Genomic DNA, 16,687 nt, shown 5'->3' with positions numbered 1-16,687 from the left:
GAACTGCCCCCTGTCAAGTAGACAGAGAAAATAATAAAATAAAAATTTTTTCAGGTAGCACCAAGCACAGCGGTTGGTGCTACCTTTATTATCTTGATATACCAAGGAGATGGTTGCGATACTCCAATGGTGACATGCATTTCAATCGCTTCTGATTGTAATTCTTCCAATACAAAATATGCCAGGATTTTTGCAACTTCAAATAATTTTTTTACATTTTCATTTTTAAGTTTGTAACAAACATTTAACCCAATCTTTTCAGGTACTAAAATTTGGGCATCTTTTATAACCATTTCCTGCAGTTTACAAACATACTTAGATTTCTCTAATAGAAGTTTTACAATTTTGATTCTAACAGGATGTGATAAGGCTTAGAATACTTTTGCTATGTACTGAATTTAGTGGGATAATTAATTCACATAATTTTTATTGACAAACTCTTAACAATGTGATATTATATGATTAAATTTGAATATAATCATGGAAAGAGAAGAGTGAAAGATATGAAACTTGCTGAAATTTTCAAAGCATTGGGCGACCAAAATAGGCTTAGGATTTTGAATCTTCTTTTAGGAAATGAACTTTGCGTGTGTGAGATTGAAAAGGTCTTAGGGCTTACTCAGTCAAATGTTTCAAGACATCTTCAGGTACTAAAAATGAGGGGAATTGTTTCTTACAGAAAAACATCTCAGTGGATTTATTATCGCGTATCTGATGAGTTTTGCAGAGAATATGGTGAGCTTTGTGAGTTTTTGAAGACAAAATTTTCATCTGAAGAGCCTTTCAAAAGTGATTTGAAGAAGCTAAAGGAAGAAAATAAAAATGGATTTAGCTGTGAAAAAGCAACAGAAGAAGCTAATAAAACTTTTACAAAAGGTTAAAAAAAAGAAAGGAGATGCCATAGGTATGAAACCAAAAGTTGCTTTTGTGTGTGTTGGGAATTCCTGTCGAAGCCAGATGGCAGAAGGTTTTGCTCGCTACTATGGCAAAGATTTAATTGAAGTCTTTAGTGCAGGTACAGAGATAGCAGACAAAGTCAATCCTTTGGCAATTGAGGTTATGAAAGAAAAGGGGATTGACATCTCAACTCAATTTCCAAAAACAATTTTTGATATTCCCAAAGAGGTAGATTATTTAATCACAATGGGCTGCGGAGTGGAATGTCCAAACTTGCCTTGCAAACACAAAGAAGACTGGGGTTTGAGCGACCCTGCAGGAAAACCCATTGAGGAGTTTAGAAAAATCAGAGATGAGATAGAAAATAAGGTCTTAGATTTGATTGAAAGAGTGAAAAAAGAATATTATGGGGATGAAAAATAACAATGGAACAAAAAGGACTATTAACAAGGGTTATACTGGTAAAGAAAGTAAACCTTAGTTGCACTGTTGTTTACAGTCATTGTGATGTTTTCTCTTAAAGGTAAATACATTGTTGAACTTCCACTACACGTTATAAGGATTGCAATACCTCTTACATTTTACTTTGTAATAGTGTTCTTGATAACCTTCTTTACTTCATATAAGATGAGATATCCATATCCAGAAAATGCAACTGTTGGTTTGACAGCGGCGAGCAACCACTTTGAACTTGCAATTGCGGTTGCTGTTGCAACATTTGGTTGGGGTTCAGGAGAAGCATTTGCAACTGTAATTGGACCGCCAATTGAGGTGCCTGTTATGCTCATACTTGTAAATGTGGCTTTGTATTTTAAAAAGAGATTTTATAGAGCATACAATTAAAGCTACCTTTTGAACAGTGTTGTTGAGAAAAATTTTACTACTTAATACAATTGGTATATTATACCTTTAAAAATCGCTTGTTCTAAATAGAAGTTTTAATTTTTTTCTTATTTTACCAACACCGAATGCTCTTTTATTTTTCATTATACTCCATTCAGCTTCTCGCCTATATGGATTAATATCATTTATTCAGCAATGATTTTTGGAATGTTGAAAAAATAGTACTACTCCGAATTTCAATTTTTTATGAAAAAGTTTTGAAAAAGAAACCGTCCAACTGGTCAAAATACGATTTACGACAGTGACTATTTTATGTTACAATAAAAATAGCTAAGCTTTAAAATGAGGTGATAGCTATGATTGTGAATGCAACAGAATTTAAAATGAGAGTAGGGAAGTATTTAAAACTTGCTGAGAAAGAAGAGATTATTATTACAAAAAATGGAAAGCAGGTTGCTAAACTTATACCAATTAGAAAGAGTGATACCTCTGCAGTAGATTTTTTATATGGTTTGCTGGAGAATTGCAGTAATAAAGAGATAGATGTAAAACAAATAAGGAATGAGAGGCTAAAAAAGTATGAAGGTGCTAATTGACACTAATGTTATTTTGGATGTTTTATTAAAAAGACCACCATTTGACGTTGATTCCTATAAAGTATTAAAGTTTTGTGAGCAAAACATTGTGGAAGGGTACATTGCTTCTTTTGCTGTAACAGATATTTATTATTTTATCTCCAAAAATTTAGGAAATGAAAAAGCACATCAAGGTATTGAAGCATTACTTGGTATAGTAAAACTTGTTAGTATAAATAAAAAGGATGTAGAAGATGCTTTGAAAAATTCAGCTATAAAAGATTTAGAAGATGCTTTACAACTTCGATGTGCAAAAAAAATTAGGGCGGAGTGGTTAATAACGAGAGATGATAAGTTTAAAAAGCTTACATCAAGAGCGATAACTCCTTATGATTTTGTTCATAAGATAATCAAGCAATAAACAAGTTCTCAAGTCAGAACAACTTATGGGTCTGTAAACAATTTTGTGTATTTAAATTGAACCATCCCTCTTGGTAAGAAATCATTCAGGATAATCTTGCCTACCTTTATTTTTTAGTATTACCATTTCAAAGCCTTTCATGAACAAATTTTTTAAAAGCTGGACAAAATTTAATACTTATATGCTCTGATTTTTCTGGTTCTAATTTGTTTTAGATTGCTTCCATGTAAGCAATCTACTTAAATGTTCTTGATACATTATAAAAAACTGAACTAATATTATATCCCAATTTTGGGAGCACATCAAAATATTGAGGTGTGACAGCCTCTTTTTTTCTTTAACGGTATTTTTTAAGCATTTTCATATAAATACTCTTCAATTCTTTCCAGATTTTTAATCCAGATTTCCTTTCCCCAAAAATCTATAAGTCCCTCTTCTCTCATCTTTATCAGCTCTCTTGACAAAGAAGGTCTTTGCACATTGAACTTTTCTGCAAGTTCCTGCTTTGAAAGAGAAAGCTTTATCTTGAGGCTTTTTTGCTTTTTGAACTCTTCAAGCAAAAAATTACAGATCTTTCGTCGCAGAGTTATAAGTGTAGATTCTTTTAGTTTTGAATTTAGAAGTAGAATTCTATCTGACAATATATTTAGATAGTTGTACAAAAACCTTTCACATTTTTTGCTCATATTGATAATAGCTTCTTTTGGTATAAACAAGATTGTAGTATTACATTTTGCAACAACCATTGCTGGGAAAAAATTTGATGAAGAAAATACTACGGCTTCTCCAAATGTATCTCCAGGAAGCAAAGTTGTTATTGTATATTCTTTACCAGATGCAGAGACTTTTTTAATATCCACCATTCCATCAAGAATTAATCCTATTGATGTGCATTCATCTCCTTCAAACGCAATTATCTCATCTTTTTCAAAACTCTTTTGGACCAAGCTGCAGCCACACAAAAGCCTTTCGATATCATTTTCTTCTATACCTTTAAATAATTTCGTTTTGGATAGTTTAGAATAGCTCATAAAATTTTCTCCTCTCAAAATTTAAAACTGTAACATATGTTACCGCAAATATATTCTAAACCATATAAAATATAATTGCAACTAAACAGAGAGGGATGATTGGATATGGTGAGAAAAATAATCAAAATTGATGAAGAAAAATGCAATGGTTGTGGTCTTTGTGTAAATGCCTGCGTTGAGGGTGCAATTGAGCTGGTAGATGGCAAGGCAAAGCTTGTGAGCGAAGAGTACTGTGATGGGCTTGGGAACTGTCTTCCTGTTTGTCCAACTGGGGCGATTGAGATAATTGAGGCAGATGTGAAGCCTTTTAATGAAAAGGCTGTAGAAGAGAGAATTGAAAAAACTAAATCTAAGAGAGAATTTTCATGTATGTGTCCAGGTTCACAAGAAAGGATTATTGAGAAAAAAGAAGCTGCTGCACCTTCGGAAGCTAAGCCTTCAGTGCAAGAGGTGCAAGATTCATCTGAGCTTATTAACTGGCCTGTGCAACTTGCTCTTGTCAATCCATATGCTAAGTTTTTTGAAGATAGCCACATTTTGATTGCAGCTGACTGTGTTGCGTATGCTTATGCGGCTTTTCACAAGGATTTTATGAAAGGAAAGGTTACAATAATAGGGTGTCCCAAACTTGACGATATTGAATATTACTATGAAAAGATTTTAGAGATAATCCAAAATCATGAAATCAAGAGTATAACAGTTGTCAAGATGGAAGTGCTGTGCTGTACTGGTATTGCAAATATAGTTAAAAAAGCTATGCTTCAGGTACAAAAGATTTTACCGTATTCAGAGGTTACAATTACCACTGATGGTGGTATAAAAGAATAAATTTTTGGTAAAAATCTATAGATAACTTTTGGAGGTGTTATTTGAAATGATTCAAACAGAAATGTTTTGTTTTCAATGTGAACAGACAGCAGAGTTGCTAACTTGCAGGATCTTCTTTTGTACCAGCTAAAGGGCATTGCTTACTTAGGTGATCAACTTTTAAAACAGGGAAAGAAAATTGATCAGTACACAACAAGGTTTATGATGGATGCCCTGTTTTCAACACTTACAAACGTGAACTTTGATGAGAAAAGATTTGTAAAGTATATCCTTGAAGCACAAACAGTAAAAGAAAATCTCAAAAATCAGGTGGGTAGCTTACAAAACGTACCTGCTGCAGTAGATTACAGACCACCAGAAGATGTAGAAAAGATGATTGAAGATGGGAAAAAGGTTGGGATTTTAGCAGACGAGATTGACGAGGATATAAGGTCACTAAGAGAACTACTAATATATGGAATAAAAGGGATGGCAGCATATGCTCATTATGCAGCAACGCTTGGAAAGCAAGATGAAAATGTAAACAACTTCTTCTTTACAGCGCTTGCAAGAACCTTAGACAACAACATCTCAGCAGATGAACTGTTTAACCTATGCATGGAACTTGGTAAGATGAACTTCAGGTGCATGCAAATACTTGATGAAGCGCACACACAAACCTTTGGTCATCCACAGCCAACAGAGGTTTTGATTTCAAAGAAGAAGGGGCCATTTATAATTGTCTCTGGACACGATTTAAAAGACCTAAAAGATCTATTAGAGCAGACAGAAGGTAAAGGTATTAATATCTACACCCATGGCGAGATGTTACCTGCACATGGCTATCCAGAGCTCAAAAAATATAAACATTTAGTAGGAAACTATGGTGGAGCATGGCAAGACCAGCAAAAAGAATTTGACGGAATTCCAGGTTGTATCTTGATGACAACAAACTGTCTGCAAAAGCCAAAAGATAGTTACAAAGATAGAATTTTCACAACAGGTGTTGTCGGCTTTGATGGAGTTGCACATATTGAGGAAGTGGATGGCAAAAAGGACTTTACACCAATAATCCAGAAAGCGCTTGAACTTGGTGGCTGGCAAGAGGATGAAGAGGAAAAGAAGATACTTGTTGGCTTTGGACATCACACTGTGCTTGGCCTTGCAAACAAGATAATTGATGCAGTTAAAAGTGGCCAAATTAAACACTTCTTCTTAATTGGTGGATGTGATGGTGCAAAACCAGGCAGAAACTACTATACAGAGTTTGCAGAAAAGACGCTCAGGAATACGTTGATTTTGACCTTAGCATGTGGCAAGTACAGATTTAACAAAAAGGATTTTGGTACTATTGGCGAGTTTCCAAGACTTTTGGATATTGGTCAGTGCAATGATGCATACTCGGCTCTTGTCATTGCCATCGAGCTTGCAAAGGCATTCAATTGTGATGTAAATGACTTACCACTTACCTTAATTCTCTCATGGTTTGAACAAAAAGCTGTTGCAATACTATTGACACTACTGTTCTTGGGCTTGAAGAACATCTATTTAGGTCCATCATTGCCAGCTTTTGTATCACCGAATATTTTGCAGGTTTTAGTCGAAAAGTTCAATATAAAACCAATATCTAATCCTGAAAAAGATTTAAATGAGATTTTAAGCAGGAAGTAAAGTTTTTTTAGGATTTACAAAAACCTAAAATAGTGCTGCCCAAAAACAATAATTTTTAATAACCAAAATCAAGCATTTGATGGTATTTAATGTTAATATTGAACTATGCAGTAAAAAGCAAGAGGGTTGGCTGGCAATTTTGCTCCAACCCCCTATTATTATCTTCGCCAATCTTTCTATGTTATAGGCAATACAAACCAAACCCCACTCAAGCTTCACACCCTTCATACCCCTGAGCAGGAATCTCCTAAACCCTTTATTGTTCTTTATTATCCCAAATACTGTCTCAACTTCTATCTTCCTTTTTTCGTAAATCTCTTCGCCTTCTCTACTTAACAGCCTTTGCCTCACCTCTTCCTTCAATTTCTCTAACCTCGGTCTTATACTAAATCTCTTCTTCCATCTCTTACCTTTATAACATTTTTCTCTGTGTTCACAACCATTACAAATATCTTCACATTGATATACCTTCTCATAACTTACAAATCCTCTCTCATTTGCACTTATCTTCGGATATAAGTATTTCACCTTCTTACCAGCAGGACAAATATATGCATCTTCTTCAGCTATGTACTCCCAGTTCCTTACATTGAAAATATCCTTCTTAAATCTTCTTGTCTGTTCCAAGTCAAATGTGTTATACTTAATGTAGCTATTTATGCCACATTCTTTCAGATGAAGGTAGTTTTCTTCAGACCCATAGCCACTGTCTGCTACAATGTTCTTTGGCTTGTGGCCTGTTATCTTCGTCACAAGCTCAAGGTGTTCCTTTAGACAGACAGTGTCTGTGGGACTTTGGTGGATGCTAAAACCTATGACAAATCGGTTCTGTGTGCCGATTTGTACATTATACCCGGGTTTTAGCATCCCATTTTTCATATGGTCATCCTTCATCCTCATAAATGTGGCATCATTGTCTGTTTTTGAAAAACTATTCCTGCCATTTAAGATCTGCTCATAAGACTCATATTTCTTGAGTCTTAATACGCAGTTGTTTTGGAGAGTTTTTACAAGCTTTTTCACTCTCCTTTCTTTCCTTTTGCTCCCAAAGTTAGCTTCTGCTATCTTTTGGGAGAGTTCTTCAACTTTTTGTTCAAGCTCTTGGCTATCATAATCAGCTTCTAAATTGACATCCAACTCGCCAAGAATTCTGTCTTCTTCCTCATTTATCCTCTCTATTTCATTAAGAATTTCTCTTACTTTTTCTCTTAATTTCTTTTTGTATGTTCTTGTACTTCTTGCCCATACAAATGTATACTTGTTCGCATTTGCTTCAATCTTTGTCCCGTCAAGGTAGTAATACTCAAAGTTTACATACCCCAGTTTTACAAGAAGTTCAATAACTTGTGCGAAAATCTCTTCAATGCAATCACCTATTATCTCTTTTCTGAATCTATTGATAGTTCTGAAATCAGGGGTTTGAAGTTTTGAAAGCCACATAAAGGTTATATTCTCTTGAAGTGCTTTTGCTATCTTTCTTGAAGAGTATATCCCCTGTATGTAAGCATAGATAAGTACTTTCAAAAGCATCAAAGGATGGTAGCTGGAAGTCCCACCACCTTTGTATTTCTCTACTATGGTTGAGATATCTATTTTATCAATGATTTTATCGATTGCTCTTACTAGATGAGTTTGAGGGATAAAGGCTTCAGGGTCGATTGGCATTATTAATTGGTTGGGGTTATATTCTTTGAAGACTATTTTATCATGTTTGCGTGGCATATTAATCCTCCTTATGTAATCATTTCTGAGATATTATATCATAAATATCTCACAATGTAAATACAGTAAAAATAAAGAGGCTGTCACCTCATCTTTTTAGACAGCCTCTATTTTTTGGCTAAATAATGAAAAAATAAAAATGTAAACTTGCAAAATTTAAAGGTTGGTTGTCCAGAATGGCTTTAATATCAATCTGTTAAAAGTTTACTACAAAAATTTTTGAATAATCTTGACATTCAAATTTCATTTTGCTATACTAATGACCAGACTAATGTTATAGGCGAAAAACAAAAAGGGATGACAAAAGGACAGATATAAGCAAAAATCAGTGAAGCAGTCAGCAAGTTTGAAATGGAGTATATGGGCAGGGGTCCAAAACAAATAAAGACAATAATCACAGAAGATGTAATAGTTGTAAGATTAATTGGTTTTCTAAGCCCTACTGAAAAAAAGCTTGCCCAGACAAAAGAGGGGGTTGAGCTTATCAAAAAGGTAAGAGCGACTTTATTTGAAAATGCAAAAGATGAGTTAGAAAAACTCATAAAAGAGGTTATAGATGTTGACATTGCAGGAATATACTCTGATGTCAATACTACCAATGGGGAAAAGGTGATAGTAGTAACTTTAAATGAAAATTTAGAAAAACGTCTAAAGTAAAAAATTGGCAGACCGAGCAAAGGGCCAGAAAGATGGCCAGTTGCAAGGTAGGCCAATATTTACAAGGTAAAAAGCTTTGCAAATATTGGCTTTTTTTGTTGTTGTGTTAAGGTTGAAAAATGTAACTTAAGGAGGTATTTGTATTGTTTACTGAGATTTATGAGGTAAACCTCCACAGAACAAAAGATTTGGCTTCAAAACTTTTGACAAGAAAAGTTTTTTATACTTATAGAGAAGTTTTTTAAAGAGTATTGTGAAACCAATCCTTTTTTAGCAAGCTTCTTTTACAAATACTTTTGGGACGGGAGCTATGTTGATATATGGGCATTGCCACTTGTCTTGTTGGATGTATTTCACCTCAACACAAAGACACTTACCTTTTACACGAACAAAGACAAAAACTTTCTCAAAGATTTAAAGGTTGTTGTGCAGTGTTTAGAAGGTTATGTTGTAGAGTTTTTGAAGGATAATTTTGACGATATCAAGAAAACAAAGGAAACTGTAGACGATTAAAGATACATCTTGAGGCTTGTACTTGAGAAAATAGAGTTTATTGAGAATAACTAAAATTTCGAAACAGGGGGGTATTTATTACAATGAATAAATTATTAAACTTGAAGGTAAAAGATGAAGTCTTTGATATTTTGAATAGCTGCAAGGGAATAACTATGCCTGAAAAAAGATCTGATTTTATTGACCTATCACTTGGTGGAAAAGACAATATGATTTTTGAGGTCAAATACGAGGTTGAAGGCAAGGGTGAAGTAGTTGAGGCAATTGTCACAAGGTGCAAAAATGGCATTGTTGTTAATTATCCAGATGTATACATGAGACGAAGAGACCCTGATAGTTTGATTATCGGTGATGAAGGTGAGACTGATAAGCCAAGGTATAAAGATGTATACGGAGATAATTTTGAAGAGGTCAGAAAAGAAACAATTGAATGGTTAAAAAAACAGGAACTGATTGTATATGGTTTTTATGCTGGTGGGAAAGAACACGGTTATCCTGCTCTTGTAATAGCACCGCTTAATGCTGCGTTTTTTGGTTTTGCACTTGCTGATATTCAGGGGTTTATTCCAAGAAGTGAATTTGAAAAGATTGAGCTTTTTGAGCCGAAAGCGGTAATTTACGTTGCTCCACCATTCAGACACACACATTTTAACGGCAAACAAGTGGTTGTACACAATAGGGTAAACGGTGTTCATGAGATATTTTCGTATAATCTGTATCCAGGACCGAGTGCTAAAAAAGGCGTATATGGTGTACTTTTGAACATTGGCGAGATGGAAGGCTGGGTAGCTGCGCACGCCTCAACTGTGAGAATTGTCACACCATATGACAACGTCATAACAATCATGCACGAAGGTGCAAGTGGTGGCGGTAAAAGCGAAATGTGCCAGCAGATGCATAGAGAAAAAGACAACAGGGTTCTTTTGGGCGAAAACATTATAACAAAAGAGAGAATATACCTTGAGATAATAGAGTCATGCGAAATCCATCCTGTTACAGATGATATTGCTTTCGTTCATCCCAGCCTTCAAACAGGTTCTAAAATGGTTGTAAAAGATGCAGAACAAGGCTGGTTTGTAAGGCTTGACAATATTCCTCATTATGGCACAGACCCGCAATTAGAAAGGCTTTGTATTCATCCTCCAGAGCCACTTATTTTCTTAAACTTAGAAGGTGTGCCTGGTTCAACTTGTCTTATTTGGGAGCATACAATGGATGAACCAGGCAAGCCCTGTCCAAATCCGAGAGTGATTTTACCTCGCAGGTTCGTCCCTAATATTGTAGATGAACCTGTTGAGGTTGATATACGAAGTTTTGGGGTAAGAACACCACCTTGCACAAAGTCAAAACCCACATACGGAATAGTAGGCATATTTCATCTTCTACCACCTGCACTGGCATGGCTATGGAGGCTTGTCAGCCCCCGTGGCCATGCTAACCCAAGCATAACACAGGCTGAAGCTTTGAGCTCTGAAGGTGTTGGTTCTTACTGGCCATTTGCAACAGGTCTTATGGTAAAGCAGGCAAACCTACTTTTAGAACAAATATTACAATTTACAAGGACTCAATATATTCTCGTTCCAAATCAATACATTGGTGCATATAAAGTAGGCTTTATGCCACAATGGATTACAAGAGAGTACTTAGCAAAAAGAGGAAATGTAAGACTAAGACCTGACCAGTTAAAACCTGCTAAACTTCCTCTTTTAGGGTATGCACTTGAGTACATGAAGGTCGAAGGGACATATATTCCGAAGTTTTTGCTTCAGGTTGATCTTCAGCCAGAAGTTGGCGAAGAAGCATATATGGAAGGTGCAAAGATTTTGACAGATTTCTTCAAAAAAGAGATTGTCAAGTTCAAAACATTGGATTTGCATCCTCTTGGAAGACAGATTATAGAATGTTGCTTAGATGACGGGAGTTTAGAGGATTATGTTTCGTTGATAAAGTAGAATATATCTAAAAATAAATAGAATATACTTTCAAGCTGTTGACCTCCTCATGGAATTGAAGATAAAATATTCTTAATTCTATGAGGAGGTCATTTTTTGAAAGCTTTTAAAACAGCTACACTTTTAAAAAGGAGAGATGAGGGAAAAGAATGAACAAAGGAGTTTTTGGCTATCCTCTTATGAAAATAGGTATAATTGGCGGTGGACAGCTTGGGAAGATGCTCTCTCAAAAGGCAAAGCAGATGGGGTTTTATGTTATCTCTTTAGACCCAAGTGCTGCGTGTCCTGCAGCTTCAGTTTCAGACGAGCTGATTGTAAGTGATTTTTACAACCCAGAAAAATTAAAAGAGCTTGTTGAAAAAAGTGACATTACAACCTATGAAATAGAGCATATTAACACAAGCGTTCTAAAAGAACTTTATGATAAGGGATACAATATTCTGCCATCTCCATATTGCTTAGAGATAATTCAAGACAAACTGAAGCAAAAACAGGTGTTACAAAGTGCAGGGCTTCCTGTGCCGAGGTTTGAAAGGGTAGAGAGCTTTGATATATCTTTTTTTGAGAGCTTTGGTTTTCCGCTTGTTCAAAAAACAACAAAAGGCGGATATGATGGTAGAGGAGTTGTGGTTATAAAAAGTAAAGATGATATAAATAAAGTTCTCAAAACTGAATCTTATATAGAAGAATTTGTAGACGTAGAGAAAGAACTTGCTGTTATTGTTGCAAGAAATAAAAAAGGAGATGTTGTTTCATATCCTGTTGTAGAAATGGTTTTCGATGAGACTGCAAACATTCTTGATATGCTCCTTGTGCCGGCAAGAGTTGAAAAGGATATAGAGGATGAGGCAAAGAAGATAGCAATCAAGGCAGTTGAAGCACTCCAAGGTGTTGGTGTGTTTGGTGTTGAGCTTTTTTTAAGAAAAGACAGAAAAATTTTAATAAACGAGATTGCTCCAAGACCGCACAACTCAGGCCACTACACCATAGAAGCATGCATTACAAGTCAGTTTGAACAGCACCTTCGGGCTATTTGTGATTTACCACTTGGTTCTACCAAACTTTTGTCTCCTGCAGTGATGATAAATCTATTAGGTGAAAATGGATACAAAGGAAGACCTGTCATAGAGGGGTTGATTGATGCACTTTCAATAGAAGGTGTTTCGTTTCACTTCTATGGCAAAAAGATAAGTGCACCTTTCAGAAAAATGGGACACGTAACAATAGTTGACGATAACTTAGAAAGAGCTATAGAAAAGGCAAGGAAAGTAAAGGAAGTGTTGAAAATAAAAGCGGAGGTGTAAAGTGCAATGAAAAAGCCACTTGTTGGAATAATTATGGGAAGTGACTCAGATTTGCCTGTTATGAAAGAGGCAGCAAAAGTCTTAGAAGATTTTGGAATTGAGTATGAAATAACAATTGTGTCAGCACACAGGACACCTGAGAGGATGTTCAAATATGCAAAAGAGGCAGAGGCAAGGGGAATTGAGGTGATTGTGGCTGGTGCTGGTGGAGCTGCCCATCTTCCAGGAATGGTTGCTTCAATTTCAAACTTGCCAGTTATTGGAGTTCCTGTAAAAACATTTTCTTTAAATGGACTTGATTCTCTTTTATCCATTGTTCAGATGCCGGCAGGTGTTCCTGTGGCAACTGTTGCAATCAACAATGCTAAGAATGCTGGAATTTTGGCTGCTGAGATTTTAGGGGTGAAGTATCCTGAGATAAGAAAGAAGATAGCTGAGTACAAAGAAAAAATGAAGAATGAAGTTGAAGAGAAGGCAAAAGAGTTAGAGGAGGTAGGGTATGAGGGCTATCTTGAAAGAAGGCAGAGTAAATAGAAATATTTATGTATTATTAGGACTTATTATGAATATATGTCTTGGCTCAGTTTACTCTTGGAGTGTATTCAGAAAACCTTTAGAAGAGACTTTGGATTTGAATGCAACTCAAAGTGGCTTGCCTTATATGTTCTTTTTGGTATTTTATGCATTGTTTATGCCTATTGCTGGAAGATATATTGATAAATATGGTCCCAGAATTGTTGCAATAGCAGGTGGAACTTTAGTAGGAATTGGATGGCTTGTAGCTGGTTTTTCGGACAATTTGTTAATGATGACAATAGGCTATGGAATAATAGCTGGAAGTGGAGTTGGGATTGCCTATGGTGTGCCAATTGCAGTTTCAACAAGGTGGTTTGAAGATAAAAAGGGATTAGCTGTAGGACTGACTGTTCTTGGTTTTGGAATGTCTCCACTTGTAACAGCACCTATTGCAAGAAGGTTAATTACCTACTTTGGACCTTTCGTAACATTGAGGGTTTTAGGAATAATATTTTTCATCGTGATAGTATCGTTAGCATTATTTCTCAAATTTCCAAATCAAAATATGAGAAGAAAAAATAAGGAAATAATTAAAGAAACAAACAGTTTTACAAGAAATTTCACACCTTCTGAAATGCTAAGGACCTCTACTTTTTGGTATTTATGGTTGTGCTTTGTGATTGGTACATTCAGTGGTTTAATGGCAATCGGAATTTCAAGTCCTGTTGCTCAAGAAATTGTAAAACTGACACCTGAGATGGCAGCCTTGTCGGTTTCAATCTTTGCAATATTTAATGGGCTTGGTCGACCACTGTTTGGATTTTTAACAGATAAGATTTCACCACGATATGCTGCTTTGATTGATTTTGCAATTATATTTTTCTCTTCCTTAGGCATGTTATTTGTAAAAGAAGGGAGCAAGGTTCTGTTTATAATAGCCTTTAGCATGTTATGGCTGAGCTTAGGTGGCTGGCTTTCGATAGCTCCGACTGCTACTGCAAAGCTTTTTGGATTGCTTCATTATAGTAAAAATTATGGATTTCTTTTCACAGGTTATGGTGTAGGAGCTGTTTTAGGAAATTTGATTTCTGGGTCTGTGAGGGATATATTCGGAAGTTATGTGTTTAATTTTTATATTACCTCTATGCTATCTATAATTGGCATGATAATTGCCTTTTATGGATTAAAACAACTAAGGAAAAGTTAAAACCAAAGTTCTCCTACTTAACCTATGTTGATTAGATTCAATAACCTTGCCACAAGCAGGTTGATGGAAATTACTTCACCTGTGCTTGTGGCTTTTGTTCTTTTAGGATACATGAAGCAGACAAAAAATGGTGATAAAGACGGATATACATACAAATCCAAAACTATACACGCCCCCTCCAGTGTAAGTGGATACGCGAAATAAAATAGTATTGACATGAAAAAAATCCTGTATTATAATCTTAATAACCAAGTAATTAGATAGAAATTTATGAATTTAAAAAATGACAATTTACCTCTGCTCAAAACTGTTTTGAGCAGAGGTAATAAATTAACCTAAATTTATAGTATTTAGATACAAATAGTTAGTATTAAGTAGGAACATTAATAGAAATAAAAAGATATCAAAGAAATGATTGTTTTGTTTATACTGCAAGTTGTTATGTTGGTACTTCTTTCAGGATGTTATGCAAAAAAGAAAAAGTTAGAATTGCTTTTTTCCAAACATAACTCATGCACAGGCATTAGTAGGAAAAGAATTAGAAACGTTCCAAAAAAGGATAGGCAAAAATGTAAAAGTTGAATATAAGGTTTTCAAGGCAGGTCCGGCCGAGATAGAAGCGTTTTTAGCTGATGAGGTTGACATAGGTTATATTGAGCCAATTCCTGCGATAAACGGCTTTGAAAAGACAAACGGGGAAATAAAGATTATCGCAGGAGCTACAAATGGAGGAATGGTGCTGGTCTCAAGGCAAGGCTTGAATATAAAAAATTTAGGTGACCTAAAAGGTAAGAAAATTGCGGTTCCTCAATTTGGGAATACTCAGGATATTGTATTAAGGTTTTTATTAAACAAAGCTGGACTTAAAGATACTACCAAAGGTGGAAATGTTGAGATTATTCAAGCTGAAAATCCAGATATTAAACTTAGTGTAAAATATTTATAGGACTTGAGATAGAAAAAATGCTCCCTCCTCTTGGGAAAAATGAGAGAATGATATAAAATAATGAGTAAAAAAAAAAAGAAGAAGAGAACTGAAAGGAAAAACAAACCAAAGGAGGGAGCAAAATGTTTGATAATATTATAGCAAAAATAGAAAAACTTTTAAATAGATTTGGAGAAGGGATAGTGGAGATATTAAGAGGAGAGAAGGATATAGCGATGTATTCAATGGAATTGAAGGAGAAGATGGATGAGATAGGGAAGGAGATGATAAAAGAGGCATGCGGACTTGTAGATGAGATTGTAAGGAATAAAAAGAAGAGGAAGGCAAGGTATGAGGTTGTAAGGAAAGATAAGAGGAGCATAAAGACAATATTTGGAGATGTGGAATATATAAGGACGTACTACAAGAATAAAGGAGAGGGAGGGTATGTGTATTTAGCAGATGAAATTTTGGGGATAGAGAAATACCAAAGAATAGACAAAGCAGTCAAAGCAGCAATAGTTGAGAAGGTAGTAGAGATGTCATATGAAAGAGCAGCCAAAGAAGTATTAGGAGAAGAGAAAATTGCAAGACAAAGTGTAATGAATATTTTGAGGAGGATAGAGGCAGCTCAGTTAGATAGAATCGAGCATAATAGAAAAGGAGTTGCAGGCAGTAAAAAAGTGGTAAAAGAACTTTATATAGAGGCAAATGAAGATCATATTTCGTTACAAAACGGAGAAGGGAAGATAGCGAAGCTTGCGTACATAAATGAGGGATATAAGGGAGAAAAGGGAGTTGTCAAAAGGAGGGAATTGAAAGGGGTGCATTATTTTAGCAGTATTAAAGAGAGACCAGAAGATTTTTGGTCAAAAGTAAGTGAATATATAGAGGAGCACTATGAAACGGAGAGGATAGAGAAGATTATATTTGTTAGGGGATGGAGCGGCATGGATAAAGGAAGGGCTTGAATGGATAGTGGGTGCAGAATTTGTATTAGACAGGTTTCATCTAATGAGAGAGGTAATCAAAATAAGCGGTGGAGATAAGAATATATTTGCTGGGATAGTAGAAGCGTTGAGGGATAAGGATAGAGAGAAGTTTGAGGGATTGGTAGCTAAAGCGATGGAAAAGGCTGGAGGGGACAAAAGAGCGTTGAAGAGGATAAGTGAAAGTAGGAGATATATAGCCAATCATTGGGATAATATAGTATTAGAGTTAGATAATAGGATTATAAAAGGATGCAGTGCAGAAGGGCATGTAAGCCATGTATTAGCAGATAGGATGAGTTCAAGACCAAGAGGATGGAGCGAACAAGGAGCAGAAGTAATGGTAAAGTTATTGAGCTTGAAGTATAATGGTGTAAACTTGAAAGAAGCATATTTAAAAGAGATTTGTAGCAAGGAAGAGAAAGAAGAAAAAATATTGAAAGAAATTGTGAGAAAAGATGTTAAGAAGATAAAGAAACAGATTGAAGAGACGAGGAATAATGTGCCAATTTTAGCAAGAGGAAAAGTTTATTTGACGTTTAGAGTACTGAAAGGTCTAAGTACTGGAGATTTCTTAAATGCAGTCGTATTTTAATAAAAAATTTCCCTACAAACTCTTGACACTATCCAATCTTTCTATAGCTATTGACAACAATT

The 16,687-nt window shown here is 35.3% G+C and carries 15 protein-coding genes and 4 pseudogenes; 15 read left to right on the top strand and 4 right to left on the bottom strand.

Annotated elements, in window-relative coordinates:
- Positions 1 to 50: 50 nt before the first annotated feature.
- Complete coding sequence (locus OTJ99_RS13145; RefSeq protein ID WP_045165839.1) at positions 51 to 293, bottom strand: hypothetical protein; 243 nt, start codon at positions 291 to 293, stop codon at positions 51 to 53.
- A 210-nt stretch (positions 294 to 503) separates the two neighbouring features.
- On the opposite strand from OTJ99_RS13145, the gene OTJ99_RS08310 reads away from it, so the two are divergent.
- The 5 genes and pseudogenes from OTJ99_RS08310 (at position 504) to OTJ99_RS08290 (ending at position 2,736) form a co-directional block, all read left to right on the top strand.
- Positions 504 to 881 carry an ArsR/SmtB family transcription factor gene (locus OTJ99_RS08310; RefSeq protein WP_045165905.1) on the top strand — a complete coding sequence of 126 codons (378 nt, stop codon included), beginning with the start codon at positions 504 to 506 and terminating at the stop codon, positions 879 to 881.
- Positions 882 to 906: 25 nt separating this feature from the next.
- Entirely contained in the window at positions 907 to 1,320 is a 414-nt protein-coding gene (locus OTJ99_RS08305; protein ID WP_045165906.1) for an arsenate reductase ArsC, read from the top strand.
- Between the two features lie 51 nt (positions 1,321 to 1,371).
- Positions 1,372 to 1,740: pseudogene (locus tag OTJ99_RS08300) on the top strand (arsenic resistance protein); the annotation flags it as partial.
- 356 nt (positions 1,741 to 2,096) lie between these two features.
- On the top strand, positions 2,097 to 2,336 hold the full coding sequence (locus OTJ99_RS08295; RefSeq protein ID WP_045165841.1) for a type II toxin-antitoxin system Phd/YefM family antitoxin: 240 nt from the start codon (positions 2,097 to 2,099) through the stop codon (positions 2,334 to 2,336).
- Positions 2,320 to 2,736: a type II toxin-antitoxin system VapC family toxin gene (locus tag OTJ99_RS08290; protein WP_045165842.1), complete on the top strand. Its 417-nt coding sequence runs from the start codon at positions 2,320 to 2,322 to the stop codon at positions 2,734 to 2,736. The genes OTJ99_RS08295 and OTJ99_RS08290 overlap by 17 nt, the downstream gene beginning before the upstream one ends.
- Before the next feature lie 350 nt (positions 2,737 to 3,086).
- Here the strand turns inward: OTJ99_RS08290 and OTJ99_RS08285 are convergent, their stop codons facing one another.
- Entirely contained in the window at positions 3,087 to 3,767 is a 681-nt protein-coding gene (locus tag OTJ99_RS08285; RefSeq protein ID WP_045165843.1) for a Crp/Fnr family transcriptional regulator, read from the bottom strand.
- Positions 3,768 to 3,872: 105 nt separating this feature from the next.
- Between OTJ99_RS08285 and OTJ99_RS08280 the strand changes: the two genes are divergently transcribed.
- Together OTJ99_RS08280 and hcp are read left to right on the top strand one after the other, a co-directional pair.
- The gene (locus OTJ99_RS08280) at positions 3,873 to 4,595 is read left to right on the top strand and encodes an ATP-binding protein (RefSeq protein WP_045165844.1); all 723 of its coding nucleotides are present in this window, start codon (positions 3,873 to 3,875) and stop codon (positions 4,593 to 4,595) included.
- Between the two features lie 46 nt (positions 4,596 to 4,641).
- A pseudogene (hcp, locus tag OTJ99_RS08275) lies at positions 4,642 to 6,245 on the top strand (hydroxylamine reductase).
- 24 nt (positions 6,246 to 6,269) lie between these two features.
- Here the strand turns inward: hcp and OTJ99_RS08270 are convergent.
- Positions 6,270 to 7,967: an IS1182 family transposase gene (locus tag OTJ99_RS08270; RefSeq protein WP_045165845.1), complete on the bottom strand. Its 1,698-nt coding sequence runs from the start codon at positions 7,965 to 7,967 to the stop codon at positions 6,270 to 6,272.
- 324 nt (positions 7,968 to 8,291) lie between these two features.
- Here OTJ99_RS08270 and OTJ99_RS08265 point away from each other — a divergent pair, with 324 nt between their 5' ends.
- The 6 genes from OTJ99_RS08265 (at position 8,292) to OTJ99_RS08240 (ending at position 14,116) form a co-directional block, all read left to right on the top strand.
- Complete coding sequence (locus OTJ99_RS08265) at positions 8,292 to 8,624, top strand: DUF2294 domain-containing protein (RefSeq protein WP_268748509.1); 333 nt, start codon at positions 8,292 to 8,294, stop codon at positions 8,622 to 8,624.
- Positions 8,625 to 8,951: 327 nt separating this feature from the next.
- Complete coding sequence (locus tag OTJ99_RS08260; protein ID WP_235374820.1) at positions 8,952 to 9,137, top strand: hypothetical protein; 186 nt, start codon at positions 8,952 to 8,954, stop codon at positions 9,135 to 9,137.
- Between the two features lie 83 nt (positions 9,138 to 9,220).
- The gene (locus tag OTJ99_RS08255; RefSeq protein WP_045165846.1) at positions 9,221 to 11,089 is read left to right on the top strand and encodes a DUF4914 family protein; all 1,869 of its coding nucleotides are present in this window, start codon (positions 9,221 to 9,223) and stop codon (positions 11,087 to 11,089) included.
- A gap of 149 nt (positions 11,090 to 11,238) precedes the next feature.
- Entirely contained in the window at positions 11,239 to 12,393 is a 1,155-nt protein-coding gene (locus OTJ99_RS08250) for a 5-(carboxyamino)imidazole ribonucleotide synthase (RefSeq protein WP_045165847.1), read from the top strand.
- Between the two features lie 6 nt (positions 12,394 to 12,399).
- On the top strand, positions 12,400 to 12,927 hold the full coding sequence (gene purE / locus OTJ99_RS08245; RefSeq protein ID WP_045165848.1) for a 5-(carboxyamino)imidazole ribonucleotide mutase: 528 nt from the start codon (positions 12,400 to 12,402) through the stop codon (positions 12,925 to 12,927).
- A complete protein-coding gene (locus OTJ99_RS08240; RefSeq protein WP_045165849.1) occupies positions 12,893 to 14,116 on the top strand; it encodes an L-lactate MFS transporter in 1,224 nt (407 codons plus the stop codon). The genes purE and OTJ99_RS08240 overlap by 35 nt, the downstream gene beginning before the upstream one ends.
- A gap of 17 nt (positions 14,117 to 14,133) precedes the next feature.
- Here OTJ99_RS08240 and OTJ99_RS08235 read toward each other — a convergent pair whose 3' ends face one another.
- Positions 14,134 to 14,277: a hypothetical protein gene (locus OTJ99_RS08235; RefSeq protein WP_162182157.1), complete on the bottom strand. Its 144-nt coding sequence runs from the start codon at positions 14,275 to 14,277 to the stop codon at positions 14,134 to 14,136.
- 225 nt (positions 14,278 to 14,502) lie between these two features.
- Between OTJ99_RS08235 and OTJ99_RS08230 the strand changes: the two are divergent.
- Positions 14,503 to 15,041, top strand: a pseudogene (locus OTJ99_RS08230) (ABC transporter substrate-binding protein); the annotation flags it as partial.
- A 143-nt stretch (positions 15,042 to 15,184) separates the two neighbouring features.
- Positions 15,185 to 16,625, top strand: a pseudogene (locus tag OTJ99_RS08225) (ISLre2 family transposase).
- The last annotated feature ends 62 nt before the right edge of the window (positions 16,626 to 16,687 follow it).

Source organism: Caldicellulosiruptor naganoensis (genome assembly GCF_026914285.1).
In the GTDB taxonomy this organism is placed as follows: domain Bacteria; phylum Bacillota; class Thermoanaerobacteria; order Caldicellulosiruptorales; family Caldicellulosiruptoraceae; genus Caldicellulosiruptor; species Caldicellulosiruptor naganoensis.
The sequence above is the reverse complement of the archived record's forward strand: the minus strand, read 5'-3'. Positions and strand labels throughout refer to the sequence as shown.